Annotated in this window: 16 protein-coding genes and 1 tRNA gene; 8 read left to right on the top strand and 9 right to left on the bottom strand. The window is 66.9% G+C overall.

Going from position 1 to position 14,216, the window contains the following annotated elements:
* The 4 genes from ACW7G3_RS10290 to rnt are packed head-to-tail and all read left to right on the top strand — an operon-like array spanning window position 1 to window position 4,662.
* Complete coding sequence (locus tag ACW7G3_RS10290) at window positions 1-2,610, top strand: sensor domain-containing protein (protein ID WP_456982665.1); 2,610 nt, start codon at window positions 1-3, stop codon at window positions 2,608-2,610.
* Between the two features lie 33 nt (window positions 2,611-2,643).
* Window positions 2,644-3,414 (top strand): SDR family NAD(P)-dependent oxidoreductase, encoded by a 771-nt coding sequence (locus ACW7G3_RS10285; RefSeq protein ID WP_456982664.1) that lies wholly within the window; start codon window positions 2,644-2,646, stop codon window positions 3,412-3,414.
* Window positions 3,415-3,425: 11 nt separating this feature from the next.
* Entirely contained in the window at window positions 3,426-3,992 is a 567-nt protein-coding gene (gene yeiP, locus ACW7G3_RS10280) for an elongation factor P-like protein YeiP (protein WP_456982663.1), read from the top strand.
* Between the two features lie 22 nt (window positions 3,993-4,014).
* Window positions 4,015-4,662, top strand: a complete 648-nt coding sequence (rnt, locus tag ACW7G3_RS10275) for a ribonuclease T (protein WP_456982662.1) — start codon at window positions 4,015-4,017, stop codon at window positions 4,660-4,662.
* A 138-nt stretch (window positions 4,663-4,800) separates the two neighbouring features.
* On the opposite strand, the gene sugE is transcribed toward rnt, so the two are convergent.
* From sugE to pcnB, 7 genes are all read right to left on the bottom strand, one after another.
* Window positions 4,801-5,118 carry a quaternary ammonium compound efflux SMR transporter SugE gene (sugE, locus tag ACW7G3_RS10270; RefSeq protein WP_456972766.1) on the bottom strand — a complete coding sequence of 106 codons (318 nt, stop codon included), beginning with the start codon at window positions 5,116-5,118 and terminating at the stop codon, window positions 4,801-4,803.
* Window positions 5,119-5,237: 119 nt separating this feature from the next.
* The gene (pgi, locus tag ACW7G3_RS10265; protein WP_456972768.1) at window positions 5,238-6,770 is read right to left on the bottom strand and encodes a glucose-6-phosphate isomerase; all 1,533 of its coding nucleotides are present in this window, start codon (window positions 6,768-6,770) and stop codon (window positions 5,238-5,240) included.
* 2 nt (window positions 6,771-6,772) lie between these two features.
* Window positions 6,773-7,153: an aspartate 1-decarboxylase gene (gene panD / locus ACW7G3_RS10260; protein WP_456972770.1), complete on the bottom strand. Its 381-nt coding sequence runs from the start codon at window positions 7,151-7,153 to the stop codon at window positions 6,773-6,775.
* A 102-nt stretch (window positions 7,154-7,255) separates the two neighbouring features.
* Window positions 7,256-8,122 (bottom strand): pantoate--beta-alanine ligase, encoded by an 867-nt coding sequence (panC, locus tag ACW7G3_RS10255; protein ID WP_456972771.1) that lies wholly within the window; start codon window positions 8,120-8,122, stop codon window positions 7,256-7,258.
* 11 nt (window positions 8,123-8,133) lie between these two features.
* Window positions 8,134-8,943: a 3-methyl-2-oxobutanoate hydroxymethyltransferase gene (gene panB, locus ACW7G3_RS10250; RefSeq protein WP_456972773.1), complete on the bottom strand. Its 810-nt coding sequence runs from the start codon at window positions 8,941-8,943 to the stop codon at window positions 8,134-8,136.
* A gap of 67 nt (window positions 8,944-9,010) precedes the next feature.
* Window positions 9,011-9,508, bottom strand: a complete 498-nt coding sequence (folK, locus tag ACW7G3_RS10245; protein ID WP_456982661.1) for a 2-amino-4-hydroxy-6-hydroxymethyldihydropteridine diphosphokinase — start codon at window positions 9,506-9,508, stop codon at window positions 9,011-9,013.
* On the bottom strand, window positions 9,508-10,821 hold the full coding sequence (pcnB, locus tag ACW7G3_RS10240; protein ID WP_456982660.1) for a polynucleotide adenylyltransferase PcnB: 1,314 nt from the start codon (window positions 10,819-10,821) through the stop codon (window positions 9,508-9,510). Before pcnB ends, folK begins: the two co-directional genes overlap by 1 nt.
* A 102-nt stretch (window positions 10,822-10,923) precedes the next feature.
* Between pcnB and ACW7G3_RS10235 the strand changes: the two genes are divergently transcribed.
* Together ACW7G3_RS10235 and fdxA are read left to right on the top strand one after the other, a co-directional pair.
* Window positions 10,924-10,999 (top strand) — tRNA-Glu (locus ACW7G3_RS10235).
* A 140-nt stretch (window positions 11,000-11,139) separates the two neighbouring features.
* Window positions 11,140-11,463, top strand: coding sequence for a ferredoxin FdxA (gene fdxA, locus ACW7G3_RS10230; protein WP_456972780.1), 324 nt, complete (start codon window positions 11,140-11,142; stop codon window positions 11,461-11,463).
* Window positions 11,464-11,533: 70 nt separating this feature from the next.
* Here the strand turns inward: fdxA and ACW7G3_RS10225 are convergent, their stop codons facing one another.
* A complete protein-coding gene (locus tag ACW7G3_RS10225) occupies window positions 11,534-12,049 on the bottom strand; it encodes a hypothetical protein (RefSeq protein WP_456972782.1) in 516 nt (171 codons plus the stop codon).
* 16 nt (window positions 12,050-12,065) lie between these two features.
* Window positions 12,066-12,962, bottom strand: coding sequence for a 4-hydroxy-tetrahydrodipicolinate synthase (gene dapA / locus ACW7G3_RS10220; RefSeq protein WP_456982659.1), 897 nt, complete (start codon window positions 12,960-12,962; stop codon window positions 12,066-12,068).
* Window positions 12,963-13,101: 139 nt separating this feature from the next.
* Here dapA and ACW7G3_RS10215 point away from each other — a divergent pair, with 139 nt between their 5' ends.
* Both ACW7G3_RS10215 and ACW7G3_RS10210 read left to right on the top strand, forming a co-directional pair.
* Window positions 13,102-13,668 (top strand): glycine cleavage system protein R, encoded by a 567-nt coding sequence (locus ACW7G3_RS10215; RefSeq protein WP_456982658.1) that lies wholly within the window; start codon window positions 13,102-13,104, stop codon window positions 13,666-13,668.
* Between the two features lie 58 nt (window positions 13,669-13,726).
* Window positions 13,727-14,197 (top strand): peroxiredoxin, encoded by a 471-nt coding sequence (locus ACW7G3_RS10210; RefSeq protein WP_456972788.1) that lies wholly within the window; start codon window positions 13,727-13,729, stop codon window positions 14,195-14,197.
* Window positions 14,198-14,216 lie beyond the last annotated feature (19 nt).

Here is a 14,216-nt window from a genome sequence, read left to right as displayed (position 1 = left end):
ATGGATCGCCCGGCTCGCCGCAGGCCCGACGCCCTGCCAGAACCGGACGACCCCCAGCGCGTTGCCGCTGCCCTTGAGGCCGCCTGCGGCAACCCATCCCTGCCCAGTGATCTGCGTGAGCTGCTGTCATCCGCCCGCAGGGCCCTGGAATCGGTAACCCGCGATGCTGAAGGCGCGGATCTCCGATACCGGGCATTGTTTGATGCGGTGCCCGATCCGGTCAGCATCCTGGATGAGCAGGGAATCGTGCTTGACCTCAACAATGCGGGCATGGCCGCCTATCGCCGCCCGCACGAAGAAATCGTGGGCCAGCCGATCGAAGTGCTCAACCCCGATCTACCCAAGGATCACATGCAGCCGGTGCTTGAAAAGCTGCGCCGCGGCGAGACCTACGTGATCGAAGTGACCAACATGCGCGCCGACGGCAGCCGCTTCCCTGTGGAAGTGCACTCGGCCGGGTTCATGCACGACGGGCGCCGCTGCGTGGTGGCGGTGGCACGCGACCTCAGCGCCAGGCGCGAGGCGGAACTGCGCTACGGCCAGCTGCTGTCGGTAATCGACAAGGGCGTGCTGGCGCTGGATGCCGATGGCCACGCGCTGCAGGCCAACGCCGCCGCGATGCGCATCCTGGGCGCACGGCCGGACGACAGTCTGCGAAACATGCTGGATCCCGCGATCTGGACCCTGCTGGACGAGTCCGGTCGCAGCATCGGTTTCGAAGACCTGCCCAGCCAGCGCACCCTGCGTACCGGCCAGGCCACGGAAAGCACCGTGATCGGCATGTATCACAAGCCCGAACGGCGCTTGCGCTGGCTCTCGGTCACCACCGTGCCGCTGTTTGCCCCCGGCGGGCATGCGCCCTACGAGGTGATTTCCCTCTTCAGTGACGTCACCCGCCTCAAGCGCGACAGCGCGCTGTTCAGCCGTGCCCAGGCACTGGCGCGGATCGGCGGCTGGGAATGGGAAGTCGGGCGCGATGCGCTGTACCTGACCGACGAGGCCATCCGCATCCTCGGCCAGGCGTCTCCTCCGGCCACCATGGAAGGGCTGCTGATGTGCCTGAGCATCGGCGACCGCGTGCGCCTGGGCGAGGCCCTGCGCGTGGCCGCGGAGCACTCCGTGCCCATTAACCTGGAGCTGCAGGGCCTGCGCCGGGACGGACGGGCGCTGTGGATCCGGATCATCGGCGAGGCCGAGACCGATGAATCCGCCAACGTCAGCATCACCGGCACCCTGCAGGACATCAAGGAGCGCAAGCAGGCCGAGGAAAGCCTGCGCGTACAGGCACGCACCGATCCGCTCACCGGGCTGCTCAACCGCGACGCAATCCTGGGCGAGATCGGCCAGCGCATGGACGATCCCTTGCAGGCCCGGCTGGCTGTGCTCTACATCGACCTGGACCGCTTCAAGATGGTCAACGATGGCCTCGGCCACGCGGCCGGGGACCAGCTGCTGTGCCATGCCGCCCAGCGCATCCTTGCGGCGGTGGACGACGACGGGCTGGTGGCCCGCTTCGGCGGTGACGAGTTCCTGGTGCTGTGCCAGCTGGAAGGCGGGGACGCCCTGCCCGAACAGATCGCGCAGCGGATCGTGGACGCCTTTGATGCCAGCTTCCACCACGGCAGCGAAGAGTTCCACGTGACCGCCAGCATCGGCATCGCCCTTGCACCTCACGATGGCGACCGCCCCCAGGCCCTGATCCAGAATGCGGACGCGGCGATGTACGACAGCAAGCGCCGGGTCCGCAACGGCTGGCTGCTGTACTCACCCGCCCTGCAGGAATCGCGCGAAGACCGGCTGCGGCTGGAAACGCACCTGCGTCGTGCCGTCGACAACGGCGAATTCCATCTTGTCTATCAGCCCCAGGTGTGCCTGCGCAGCGGTGAGATCATTGCCGCCGAGGCGCTGATCCGCTGGAGCAATCGCCAGCTGGGAGAGATGCGGCCGGACCACTTCATCGGCCACGCTGAAACCAGCGGCGACATCGTGCGCATCGGTCGCTGGGTGCTCAGCGAAGCCTGCCAGCAGGTGGCCGCGTGGCGTGATGCCGGGCACGGGATCGTGCGGGTGGCGGTGAATGTGTCCTACCGCCAGTTCCTGGGCGATGACCTGGCCGGGTCGGTGCGCACCATCCTCGAGGAGTACGAGCTGCCGGGCAACGCGCTGGAGCTGGAGTTCACCGAGCGCGCCCTGATCGAGGATTCGGCCGACACCCTGCACGCCTTCGCCGAGCTGCGGGAGCTGGGGGTCATGCTGACCATCGATGATTTCGGCGAAGGCTACAGCGCCCTCAATTACCTGCGTCGGCTGCCCATCCACGGGCTCAAGCTCAGCCAGCTGTTCGTCGGGGGTGCTCCCCGCGACCGCTCCGACGTGGCCGTATGCCAGGCGATCGCAGGTATCGCCCGGAGCCTGGGTCTTGGGCTGGTGGCCGAGGGCGTGGAATCGGAGGCCCAGCGCCAGTTCCTGCTGGAGCTGGGCGTGCGGGTGGGCCAGGGCTTTCTGTTCGCCCCGGGCCTGATGCCGGCCGAGTTCAGCCGCCGCCTCGCTGCCGGCCACCGCCATGCCCGGCTTGCCGAGAGGATCAGCGCGGTGGAGCCCACCAGTTAGAATAGTGGGCTTTCCGCACCCGCAGGGGCGTCCATGCAGCTTTCCGATATCCGCGCCATCGTCACCGGCGGCGTGTCCGGCCTCGGCCTGGCCGTGACCGAACACCTGGTCGCCCACGGCGGCAAGGTGGTGATGTTCGACGTGAACGATGACAAGGGCGCGGCGGCGGTGTCGTCGCTGGGCGAGGACAAGGTCCGCTACGTGCGCACCGATGTCACCTCCGAAGACGGCGTGGTCGCCAGCGTGGACGCCGCCAGGGAGTTCCTGGGCGGGCTGGACGTGCTGGTCAACTGTGCGGGCATCATCGGCGCTGCCCGGGTCCTGGGCCGTGACGGCGCGATGCCGCTGTCCACGTTCTCCAACACCGTGATGGTCAACCTGGTGGGCAGCTTCAATGTGGCCAAGGCCGCCGCCGCGGTGATGCAGCACAACGAGGCCGGCGAAGATGGCGAGCGCGGGGTGATCGTCAACACCGCCTCGGTGGCCGCCTACGACGGCCAGATCGGCCAGGCCGCCTACTCCGCCTCCAAGGGTGGCGTGGTGAGCATGACCCTGCCGATGGCGCGTGAGCTGGCGCGCTTCGGCATCCGGGTGAACACCGTTGCCCCGGGCATTTTCCACACGCCGATGGTTGACGGCATGCCTGAGGAAGTGCAGCAGTCGCTGAGCGCTTCGATCCCCTTCCCCCCACGCCTGGGCCGCCCGCAGGAGTTCGCCGATCTGGTCGGCTACATCCTTGGCAACCGCTATCTCAACGGCGAAACCATCCGCCTGGACGGCGCGGTACGCATGGCACCGCGCTGAGGAACTGACAGATGAGAGCAAGCGACGCGAAAAGGGGCAGCGTGGTCGAACACGACGGAGGCACCTGGCAGATCCGCGATATCGACCGCAGTTCGCCCCAGGGACGTGGTGGCAACGTCCGCTTCCGTTTCACCATGTACAGCGTGCCGGACGGCAACCGCATCGACGCCAGCTTTGACGCGGACGAGGAGCTGCGCGAAGTGGAGCTGTCGCGCCGCGCGGCCAGCTATTCCTACCGGGATGGCGACGCGTTCGTGTTCATGGACGACGAGGACTACACCCAGTACGTGCTGGATGCCGACGCCGTTGGCGATGCCGCCGGCTACATTACCGACGGACTGGGCGGATGCCACGTGCAGGTCATCGATGACCTGCCGGTAGGCGTGCAGCTGCCGCAGACGGTCGCACTGGAAGTGGTGGAAACCCCGCCCGAGCTCAAGGGTGGTACCGCCACCAAGCGTCCAAAGCCCGCCAGGCTGAGTACCGGCATCGAGATCCAGGTGCCCGAATACATCGCCAACGGCGAGCGGGTCCTGGTGAACACCACCAGCGGCGAATTCGCCGGCCGGGCCGGCTGAGCTCCACTTCGTCCAGGACAGCATGCAAATGAATGACAACGACACCGCGGCCCCACCGGCCAGCCCTCTCGCCCGCCGGTTTCGCGGCTATCTTCCGGTGGTGGTGGATGTGGAAACCGGCGGCTTCGACTGGAACCGGCACGCGCTGCTGGAAATCGCCGCGGTGCCGATCGACCTGGATGAAGCCGGTCGCTACGTGCTGGGAGAAACCACCAGTGCGCACGTGATCCCTGCCGAAGGCACCGAGATCGATCCGCAATCGCTGGAAGTGACCGGGATCGACCTGGATCACCCGTTCCGCCTGGCCAAACCCGAGCGCGAAGCGCTCAACCACGTGTTCGGCCCGATACGCACGGCGGTGAAAAAACACGGCTGCCAGCGCGCGATCCTGGTTGGGCACAACGCGCACTTCGACCTCAACTTCCTCAACGCCACGGTGGCCCGCTGCGGCCACAAGCGCAATCCGTTCCACCCCTTCAGCGTCTTCGACACGGTGACCCTGGGCGGGGTGGCCTATGGCCAGACCGTCCTGGCCCGCGCGGTGCAGGCGGCGGGCTTTGAATGGGACGCCGCCGAAGCGCATTCGGCCGTGTACGACGCCGAACAGACCGCGCGCCTGTTCTGCGCGGTCCTCAACTCCTGGCCCTGGCCTCCCGCACAACAGCTGTAGGAGCGCGCCATGCGCGCGATGCCGCGTGACATCGATCGGCACCGCGTGGCTTTGGCCCTGACGCATTCGCCGAAGCTTCTCCGCGAACCATGATTCACGCGGCTTCGCGCGCGTGGCGCGCTCCTACGGGACAGCGGATCAGGGGGAGGCGAGCTTGAGGCCGATGATGCCGGCCACGATCAGTCCCAGGCTCACCAGGCGACCGGCGTTGGCCGGCTCCTGGAACAGGAAAATCCCGAGGATGGCGGTACCCACCGCCCCTACGCCCACCCAGACGGCGTACGCCGTGCCCAGCGGCAGCGAGCGCATGGCGATGGCCAGCAGGTAGAAACTCACCCCCATCGCCGCCAGCGTGCCCAGGCTCGGCCACAGCCGGGTGAAACCTTCCGTGTACTTCAGGCCCACGGCCCACGCGACTTCAAACAGACCGGCAAAAAACAGGATCAACCAGGGCATGACAGCCTCCGCGATTGCTGGGGCCGTCCCCGGAACGATGTGGAGCGGCGGGGTCGTCCCCGCTTCCTGAGCGCCAGATTATCGCAAGCAGGCGATGACCCGGATGTAACCCGCAGCGGCTAGATCCTGCGCTCTTGGCGGATTTCGGCCAGCAGCGCGCGAGTGACCGGATCGTCCACTTCCACATCTTCTCCGCGCACCGCTGGCAGCAGCCTGCCCGCGATCCGCTTGCCCAGCTCCACGCCCCACTGGTCGAACGCATTGATGCCCCACAGCACCGACTGGGCATACACGCTGTGCTCGTACATCGCGATCAGCGCACCCAGCGAATGCGGGGTCAGCGCATCCACCAGCAGCATCGTGGAGGGGCGGTTTCCGGGATAGGACTTCTGTGGGTCGGCGTCCTCGTGCCCGCGGGCCAGCGCTTCCGCCTGTGCCAGCAGGTTGGACAGCAGCGCATCGTGATTACCGGCATGCGTGTGCGCTGGATTCACCACCCCGATGAAGTCCGCCGGCACCACCTGGGTCCCCTGATGCAGGGCCTGGAAGAAACTGTGCTGGGAAGTACTGCCCGCCCCGCCCCACAACACCGGCACGGTGTCCACGGGGACCGCGCTACCCTCTGGCGTGACCGACTTGCCCAGGCTTTCCATGACCAGCTGCTGCAGGTACGAGGGCAGCAGTTCCAGGCGCTGGTCGTAGGGCAGTACTGCGTGCGCAGGCAGGCCCAGTCCGTTGCGGTTCCACACCGCGGTCAGCGCGTGCAGCACCGGCAGGTTGGCAGCGAGCGGGGCCTGCAGGGCGTGCGCGTCCATTTCCGCCGCGCCCGCCAGCAGTTCCTCAAAGCGCTCCATACCAACCGCCAGGGCAATGGCAAAGCCCACCGCGGACCACAGTGAAAAGCGCCCGCCCACCCAGTCCCACATCGGCAGCACGCGTTCAGCGGACACCCCGAATGCCTGCGCTGCGGGAACACTGGCACTGACGGCATACAGGCGATCGCCACCGCCCATCCAGTCGCGCAGCAGCGCACCGTTGAGCAGGGTTTCCTGGGTGCCGAAGCTCTTGGACACCAGGATCCCCGCAGTGCGCCGCGGGTCGAGGCCCGCCAGCGTGTGCTGGACAGCGCTGCCGTCCATGTTGGCCACGAAGTGCAGGCGGAACCGGCCGTCGTGGAAGTCCTTGAGCGCGTCGACGATCAGCCGCGGGCCCAGATCGGAGCCGCCCACGCCCACGTTGACGATGTCGGTGACGCCGGAGCCTGCCAGTTCCGCCACGAGAACGGCCATGCGTGCACGCGCGGCCGCAGCCAGACTGCTCGCTTCCCTCGCCGTCGCGCTGTCACCCAGCGAGGAACGCAGCGCCACGTGCAGCGCGGGACGATCCTCGGAAGCATTGACCTTGCCCCCGTCGAACAGCTCAGCGAACGCTGCCGGAAGGCCCGCACCGGCAGGCCCGGCCAGGTCCAGCAGGGCTGCCAGCGCCTGGCGGTCATAGCGCTGCCTGGCGAAGCTGGCATACAGCGGGCCGACCTTCAGCGAAAAGTCGATGGCTCGCGCCGGATCGGCATCCAACATGTCTGTCAGACGCACGCCCGACAACCGCGCTGCGTGTGGCGCCAGCGTACCTTCCAGGTCCGGCGCCGCCGGCATCCTCAGGGCACCTGGGTGGGGATGGAGTCGTTGGTATGGGTCATGCGGTTTTCGCGGTCCACGTAGACCAGGCTCGGCTTGAACTTCGACACTTCCGCCTCGTCGAGCATGCCGTAGGCGCAGATGATCACCAGGTCGCCTGGTGCGGCCTTGTGCGCGGCGGCGCCGTTGACCGAAATCACGCCGCTACCCTCCTCGGCCCGGATCGCGTAGGTGGCAAAGCGCTCTCCGTTGTTGATGTTGTAGATCTCCACGCGCTCGTATTCACGGATGCCCGAAATATCGAGCAGGCGACCGTCGATCGCGCACGAACCTTCGTAGTGGAGTTCGGCGTGGGTGACGGTGGCACGATGGATTTTGGCTTTGAGCAGGGTCAATTGCATGATCTGGCTGCCGGTTCACGGCAAAAACGGGCGGTGGGGCGCCACGGAACAGGAAAGTATAGGGACCATCTGCCGCATCGCAACAATCGGCCCCCGGACCGCTCAGGTGGCGGCCATCTCGAACTCGAGGTTGTCGATCAGCCGGGTACTGCCCAGCCGCGCCGCGATCAGCAGCACCCGCGCTCCGGCGTCGTTACCCGGCTCCGGCTCCGCCAGCTCGGGGGTGCGCACCACGGCATATTCAACCGCGAACCCGGCGGCCTCCAGCCGCTGCAGGGCCGAAGCTTCCACCTGACCTGCCTCATCGCCGGCAAGCAGGCGTTCACGCATGGCCTGAAGGCTGCGATGGATCTGTGAGGCCTGCTCCCGTTCCGCCGCGGAGAGATAGCGGTTGCGCGAACTCATCGCCAGGCCGTCCGCTTCGCGCACGGTTTCCCCTGCCAGCAGTTGGATGGGGAATGCGAGATCGCACACCAGATAGCGGATCACCGCCAACTGCTGATAGTCCTTGCGCCCGAACGCGGCGACATCAGGCTGCACCTGGTTGAACAGGCGCGAGACCACCGTGGCCACGCCGTCAAAATGCCCCGGACGGCGCTCGCCCTCCAGCACGTCCGTCACCCCGGGAACGCGCATCTGCACCGCGTTGGCCGCGCCAAACGGATACATGGTCTGCACCGACGGCATCCACACCGCGTCGCAGCCGGCCGCTTCCAATCCGGCAGCATCGTCTTCGGGGGTGCGCGGATAGCGGTCGAAATCCTCATCCGGCCCGAACTGGGTCGGGTTGACGAACACGCTGGCCACCACCCGGTCAGCGTGCTCCCGGGCCAGGCGCACCAGCGAGTGGTGTCCGGCGTGCAGGTTGCCCATGGTGGGCACGAACCCGACCCGCAGCCCCTCACGCTTCCATCCGTCCACTCGAGTGCGCAACGCACCCAGTGCCGTGATCGTCTCGATCCTGCTCATTCCCTCGCGCCTCAGCTGTAGGAATGCGCGTCGTCGGGGAACGAGCCGTCGCGCACTGCCGCCACGTAGGCCCGCACCGCGCCGGCCACCGAGCCACCTTCGGCGAGGAAATCCTTGACGAACTTCGGCCGGCGCTGGCCCGAGTCCAAGCCCAGCATGTCGTGCAGCACCAGCACCTGGCCATCACAGCCGGCGCCGGCACCGATGCCAATGGTGGGGATCGGGCTCTCGGCTGTGATGCGGGTAGCCACATCCGCCGGAACGCCTTCCAGCACCACCAGCGCCGCGCCGGCTTCCGCCACGGCACGGGCCTCGTCCATCAAACGCTCGGCGGCTGTCTCGCCGCGGCCCTGCACCTTGAAACCGCCAAAGCGCAGCACCGACTGCGGGGTCAGCCCCAAATGGGCACAGACCGGGATCTCGCGCTCCACCAGATAGGAAATCGTTTCCAGCTTGTGGCCAGCCCCTTCCAGCTTGATCATGCCGGCGCCGGCCTGCAGCAGCCGCGTGGAGGCATCCAGGGCCCTCTCGGGGGTAGCGTCTGCCTGGAACGGAAGATCGGAAACCAGCAGTGCGCGCGACAGGCCACGGGCCACGCAGCGTGTGTGATAGACCATGTCGTCCACTGTGACCGGCAGGGTCGAGTCGAGCCCCTGCACCACCATTCCCAGCGAGTCACCGACCAGCACCAGGTCGATGCCGCTGGCGTCCAGCGTGCGGGCGAAGCCGGCGTCGTAGACGGTCAGCATGGTCAGTTTGCGCCCTTCTTGGCGGGCGGTGGAAAGGTCGGGAACGGTAACGGGGCGTGTGGGAGTATTCATCCCGATAGTATGGCCCGGACGCGGTTACGGTTGCAGGAATGTGGCGCCCTGACCTTGCGCGACAGTCCTACAGTCGCTGGATATCGCCGGCATCCAGCGCAGCCAGCGCCGCGCGGGCCGTGCCGATGTCGGGAATGTGGGCATCCGGCGCCACGTCCAGAAGCGGCACCAGGGCAAATGCGCGCTCGTGCAAACGGGGATGCGGTACCCGCATTCCGGGCGCGTCGATCACCGCGTTTCCGTACAGCAGCAGGTCCAGATCCAGGGTGCGCGGCCCCCAGCGGTCGCTGCCATCAGCGGCACGGACACGGCCGAAATCACGCTCGATCCCAAGCAGCGCGTCCAACAGCGCCTGCGGCTCCAGGGCGGTCTGGATTGCCGCCGCCGCGTTGATGAAGTCCGCCTGGTCCTCGACACCCCAGGCGGGCGTGCGGTACAGCGCCGAGGTGCCCAGCACAGTACTGTCCGGCAGGTCTTCCAGCGCAAGGAAGGCGCGGCGCAGCGTCTGCTCGCTGTCGCCCACGTTGCCGCCCAGACCGACGACGGCAATCACCGGGAGTTGCATCAGCCGTTCACAGGCCGGCGTCGGCGCCGCCGGCGCGGACGCGGGTCCTGCCCGGCATCATCCATCGGCGGATGGGCAGCGATCGCCAGGTCGGGATCCTGCTGCGCCTCGCGCCAGAACTCCACGTCTTCGGCATGCTCACTGGAAGCGCTCTGGCGCAGCATCAGAAAATCGAACGCAGCGCGGAAGCGTGGGTGCGCCAAGGTACGCATGACCCGCTTGCGCTGGCGCAGGGGGAAGCGCGTCTGCAGCAGCCAGATCTCCTGCATCGGCAGCGAGAACCGCCGCGGCAGGGCCACGGTGGACAGCTGGTGCACGGTGACCCGATCAGCGGCGCGGCGCTGGGCCTCTACCGGCTGCACACCCTGGGCCTGCAGCGCCATCAGCGCGCGGCAATAAGCCGGCCACAGCAGCAGCGCGAACAGGAACGCCGGCGAAACCGGTTCCTCGGCCGCTACCCGCGCATCGGTGTTCTTCAGACCGGCGATCAGCATCTGCCGCAGCGCGCCGCTGCGGTTGGCCGCCAGCGCCGCCGCCGACTCGGGAAACAGCGCCTCCAGCAGGCCATATCGCTCCAGCCCCAGAAAGCTGCGTTCGGCGTGGCCCGACAGGAACAGCTTCAGACACTCCTCGAACAGGCGCGCCGGCGCCGCCTCGGCGAGCAGCCCGGCCAGCCTCGGGATCGGCGCGGCGGTGCCCTGCTCTATGCTGAACTCGAGCTTGGCCGCCAGCCTCACGGCGCGCAGCATGCGCACCGGGTCTTCGCGATAACGCAGCTCCGGATCACCGATGAGGCGCAGCACCCGGTCCTGCACGTCCTCGAAGCCGCCCACGTAATCACGCACCGAGAAATCCTCGATCGTGTAATAGAGCGCGTTGGCGGTGAAATCGCGCCTCACCGCGTCTTCTTCGATCGTGCCGTAGATATTGTCCCGCAGCAGCATGCCGTCCTCGTGCTGCTGGCGATCGCCGCTGCCGTCGTCCACGTTGGCGCGGAAGGTGGCCACTTCGATGACCTCACGCCCGAACAGCACGTGCGCCAGGCGGAACCGCCGACCGATCAGCCGGCAGTTGCGGAACAGCGACTTGACCTGCTCGGGCGTGGCGTCGGTGGCAACGTCGAAATCCTTGGGTTTGACTCCGGCCAGCAGATCGCGCACCGCGCCGCCGACCAGGTAACCCTGATGGCCGCCCTCCTTCAGCCGGTAAAGCACGCGCAATGCGTTGGGGCTGATGTCCTTGCGGGAGATGGGATGGCTGTCGCGGGCAATGCTGCGAAGCTGCGGGAAAGCGGGTGCGTTGTGGGTTGGCATCAAGTCTTGGATCGACGGAAAGCCTGCTATACTACCAAGCTGCTCGGCCGTTCAGGCCCGCAGATTGGCAGACAATGCCAAAAGGGGCCCGGCCCCAGCTCCGCTCCCTTCGTCTAGCGGTCCAGGACGCGGCCCTCTCAAGGCTGAAACACGGGTTCGATTCCCGTAGGGAGCGCCATATCGCGCGGGACACCCCGCAACCGGTCCGCCCCTGGCGCGGACCGGGCGCAACAGCCCGGCTCCGGCCGGGCTGTCCGTTTCCGGACCCGTGCCGCGCTGTCCTACAATAGTGCCAGTACCACAGGGATCCGAACCGCAATGGCTTTCGTCGTTACCGAGAACTGCATCAAGTGCAAATACACCGACTGCGTGGAGGTGTGTCCGGTCGACTGTTTCCACGAAGGCCCGAATTTCCTGGTGATCGATCCGGACGAATGCATCGACTGCACCCTGTGCGAGCCCGAATGCCCGATCGGCGCCATTTACCCTGAAGACGACGTCCCCGCTGGCCAGGAGCAGTTCATCGCCCTCAACGCCGAACTGTCGCAGGAATGGCCGGTGATCACCGAGCGCAAGGACGGTCCTGCCGACGCCAAGGAATGGGAAGGCAAGCCCGACAAGCTCAAGCACCTGGAGCGCTGACGGCAAACGGCGGGCCTGGGCCCGCCGTTTTCATACCTTCTGCTGAGCGGGCCCGCGCCCGCCCCGCCTGTTATCCGCCGATCTGCGCGCGCAGTACTTCGATCAGCTTGCGCGCAGCGTCGCCCTGCGCCGGCTGGCCGCGCGGATCCACCGCACTGACGTACGACCCGTCTTCGGCTGTGACGATCCGGATCATAAAGTTGCTGTCTTCATAGCTCAGGTCGTAGGTGCCCAGCAGCTTGGCACTGCTGACCACGCTCAGCCCTTCGGTGGCAGCCAGCACCTGGCCTACCTGTTCGTACACCGCATCACGTTCGCCGGCGACGCCAAACCCGACGGCGCTGCTCGCGGCTGACTGCTCCGACATGCCGGAGCGGGTCACCGAGCCAGGTCCTTCCGGAACCACCATCCCCCCGGCCGCGCTGGGACGATCCAGATCGGGCGGCACTTCCAGCGGCCTGTTCTCCGGGCTGGCTGCATACAGAGGGTTCTCTTTACGGAACCAGCCGCAGCCGGAGGTGGCCAGCACGGCGACCGCCAATGCGGACAGCACGCCGGTGCGCAACACATGGGGACGAACGGACATCTTGTCTCTCCTGAAGTCAGGCCGCGAGTGTATCGCGACAGTCATGTTCAATTTGCTCCAACAGGCCCAGAATGCGCGCAGCTTCCGGCTGCAGTTCCTGTGACAACGGGAGCAGCGGCAGACGCAGCCCGTGCCCGATTCCCTGGCGGGTGAGCAGGGCCTTGATCGGGATCGGATTGGGCTCGCTCCCGGCAAACGCGTAGAGCGCTGCCAGCTTTTCATCCAGCTCCGCCGCCTTGCTTTCGCCGGCCAAGCGGCACAGCAGGCGCATCGCGTGGGGCGCCACGTTGGACACGACCGACACCACGCCCTCGGCTCCGGCCTGGATGGAATGCGCGCAGCTTGGATCATCGCCGCTGAGCACGGTGAAATCGGGGCCGCGCAGGGCCACCAGCGCCTGGATCCGCTCCGGCTCGCTGCGGGCCTCCTTGATTGCAATGATGCGCTCGTGGCCAACGAGCCCCGCCACCGTTTCCGGCAACAGATCGCATCCGGTGCGCGGGGGAACGTTGTAGAGCACCACGGGCAGCGCCCCGTCATCGGCGACACCCCGGTAATGCGCAGCCAGTCCCGCCTGAGTCGGGCGCACATAGGGAGGGGTTACCACCAGCGCCACGTCGGCGCCCAGGGCAGCCGAGCGCCGGGTCTGCTCGATGGTGCGCGCGGTGCTGGACTGGCCGGTACCGGCGATCACCGGAACCCTGCCCGCCACCACTTCCACCGCGGTGCGCAGCAGCAGATCGAATTCGGAGTGGAACAAAGCCGCCGCTTCGCCGGTCGATCCGGCCACGACGAGCCCGTCGATACCCGCATCCAGCTGCTGCTGCAGCAGCCTGCGCCAGGCTGGGAGGTCGACTTCGCCAGCCAGCGTGAACGGGGTGGCCAGTGCGGTGATACAACCTGTGAGTCGCAAGCCTGTGGTTTCCTGAGCGGGTGCCAACGATCTTACTTGCGGCTCCAAAGCGCGGGCAAGTATGCTGGCAGGTGGCAGCGGCCCGGCACCGGGCTGCTGTTCAGGACCAGAGCGAGACCCCTTTCCCCCGGACGTTGCCTTGACCGAACCCGACATCGTTGCCAGGCCTGCGCCGAACGAAAACCTCCTGATCATCAACGCCTACACGACGCATCCGCAATCACCGTTGCTGATGCTCAGCCGGCGCATCGCCGACAGCGGCTGCAACCTGGCCGATGCCCGCCTGTCCACGGTGGGGCGCGATGTATCCATGACGGCGCTGGCGGTCGGCTCCTGGGATGCGGTAGCCAAGCTGGAATCCATGCTCACCCGGCTGGACCGCGAGGAAGGCCTGAAGCTGGTCTGGTACCGCACCGGACCCAAGGCGCTGCAGTCCAACCTGCTGCCTTATGTGGTGGAGGTGATCGCGGCCGACAAGCCCGGCATCCTGTTCCAGCTGGCGGACTTCTTCGACCGCCAGGGCATCACCATTGAAAGCCTGCATTCCTCGCGCTACCAGGCAATGCAGACCGGCGCGGACATGTTTTCCGCCCAGATCACCATCGGCGTGCCGGCCGACATGCACATCGCCGCCCTGCGCGATGATTTCCTCGAGTTCTGCGACCATCTCAACCTGGACGCGATCATGGACCCGATGAAGTTCTGATCGTGCAGGATCGACGGCACTCCGCCACGACCCACCCCGCAACACAGGGACACGATCCATGAACGAAGGCGACATCCTCGGCCAGGACATCCTGGACCTGCCGCTGAATCTTTCCGGCGGCGCCACTGCCACCCTCGGCGATTACGCCGGCAAGTGGCTGATCCTCTACTTCTATCCCAAGGACTCCACCCCCGGCTGTACCACCGAGGGCAGGGACTTCAATGCCCTGCTGCCGGCGCTCGAGGAACACAACGCCGCCGTGCTGGGCGTCTCGCGTGACTCGGTGAAGTCCCATGACAGCTTCTGCGCCAAGCAGGGTTTCAGGTTTCCGCTGGTCAGCGATTCCGATGAAGCCCTGTGCCGGGCCTTCGACGTGATCAAAGAAAAGAGCATGTTCGGCCGCAAGGTGATGGGGGTCGAGCGCAGCACCTTCCTGATCGACCCCGAAAGCCGCATTGCGGCTGCATGGCGCAAGGTGCGCGTGCCCGGGCATGCTGACGCGGTCTTCCAGGCCCTCAAGTCAATGTAACCAGGGCCCTCCGGCCCCA

It is taken from the genome of Luteimonas sp. A478 (assembly GCF_054052025.1).
The sequence above is the reverse complement of the archived record's forward strand: the minus strand, read 5'-3'. Positions and strand labels throughout refer to the sequence as shown.

Bases quoted from the DNA above. Each gene is read 5' to 3' on its own strand.
- ACW7G3_RS10290 (WP_456982665.1), top strand. From the start codon at position 1: ATGGATCGCCCGGCTCGCCGCAGGCCCGACGCCCTGCCAGAACCGGAC.
- ACW7G3_RS10285 (WP_456982664.1), top strand. From the start codon at position 2,644: ATGCAGCTTTCCGATATCCGCGCCATCGTCACCGGCGGCGTGTCCGGC.
- yeiP (WP_456982663.1), top strand. From the start codon at position 3,426: ATGAGAGCAAGCGACGCGAAAAGGGGCAGCGTGGTCGAACACGACGGA.
- rnt (WP_456982662.1), top strand. From the start codon at position 4,015: ATGCAAATGAATGACAACGACACCGCGGCCCCACCGGCCAGCCCTCTC.
- sugE (WP_456972766.1), bottom strand. From the start codon at position 5,118: ATGCCCTGGTTGATCCTGTTTTTTGCCGGTCTGTTTGAAGTCGCGTGG.
- pgi (WP_456972768.1), bottom strand. From the start codon at position 6,770: ATGCCGGCGGCGCCGGACCTGGAAGGTACGCTGGCGCCACACGCAGCG.
- panD (WP_456972770.1), bottom strand. From the start codon at position 7,153: ATGCAATTGACCCTGCTCAAAGCCAAAATCCATCGTGCCACCGTCACC.
- panC (WP_456972771.1), bottom strand. From the start codon at position 8,122: ATGAGCAGGATCGAGACGATCACGGCACTGGGTGCGTTGCGCACTCGA.
- panB (WP_456972773.1), bottom strand. From the start codon at position 8,943: ATGAATACTCCCACACGCCCCGTTACCGTTCCCGACCTTTCCACCGCC.
- folK (WP_456982661.1), bottom strand. From the start codon at position 9,508: ATGCAACTCCCGGTGATTGCCGTCGTCGGTCTGGGCGGCAACGTGGGC.
- pcnB (WP_456982660.1), bottom strand. From the start codon at position 10,821: ATGCCAACCCACAACGCACCCGCTTTCCCGCAGCTTCGCAGCATTGCC.
- fdxA (WP_456972780.1), top strand. From the start codon at position 11,140: ATGGCTTTCGTCGTTACCGAGAACTGCATCAAGTGCAAATACACCGAC.
- ACW7G3_RS10225 (WP_456972782.1), bottom strand. From the start codon at position 12,049: ATGTCCGTTCGTCCCCATGTGTTGCGCACCGGCGTGCTGTCCGCATTG.
- ACW7G3_RS10210 (WP_456972788.1), top strand. From the start codon at position 13,727: ATGAACGAAGGCGACATCCTCGGCCAGGACATCCTGGACCTGCCGCTG.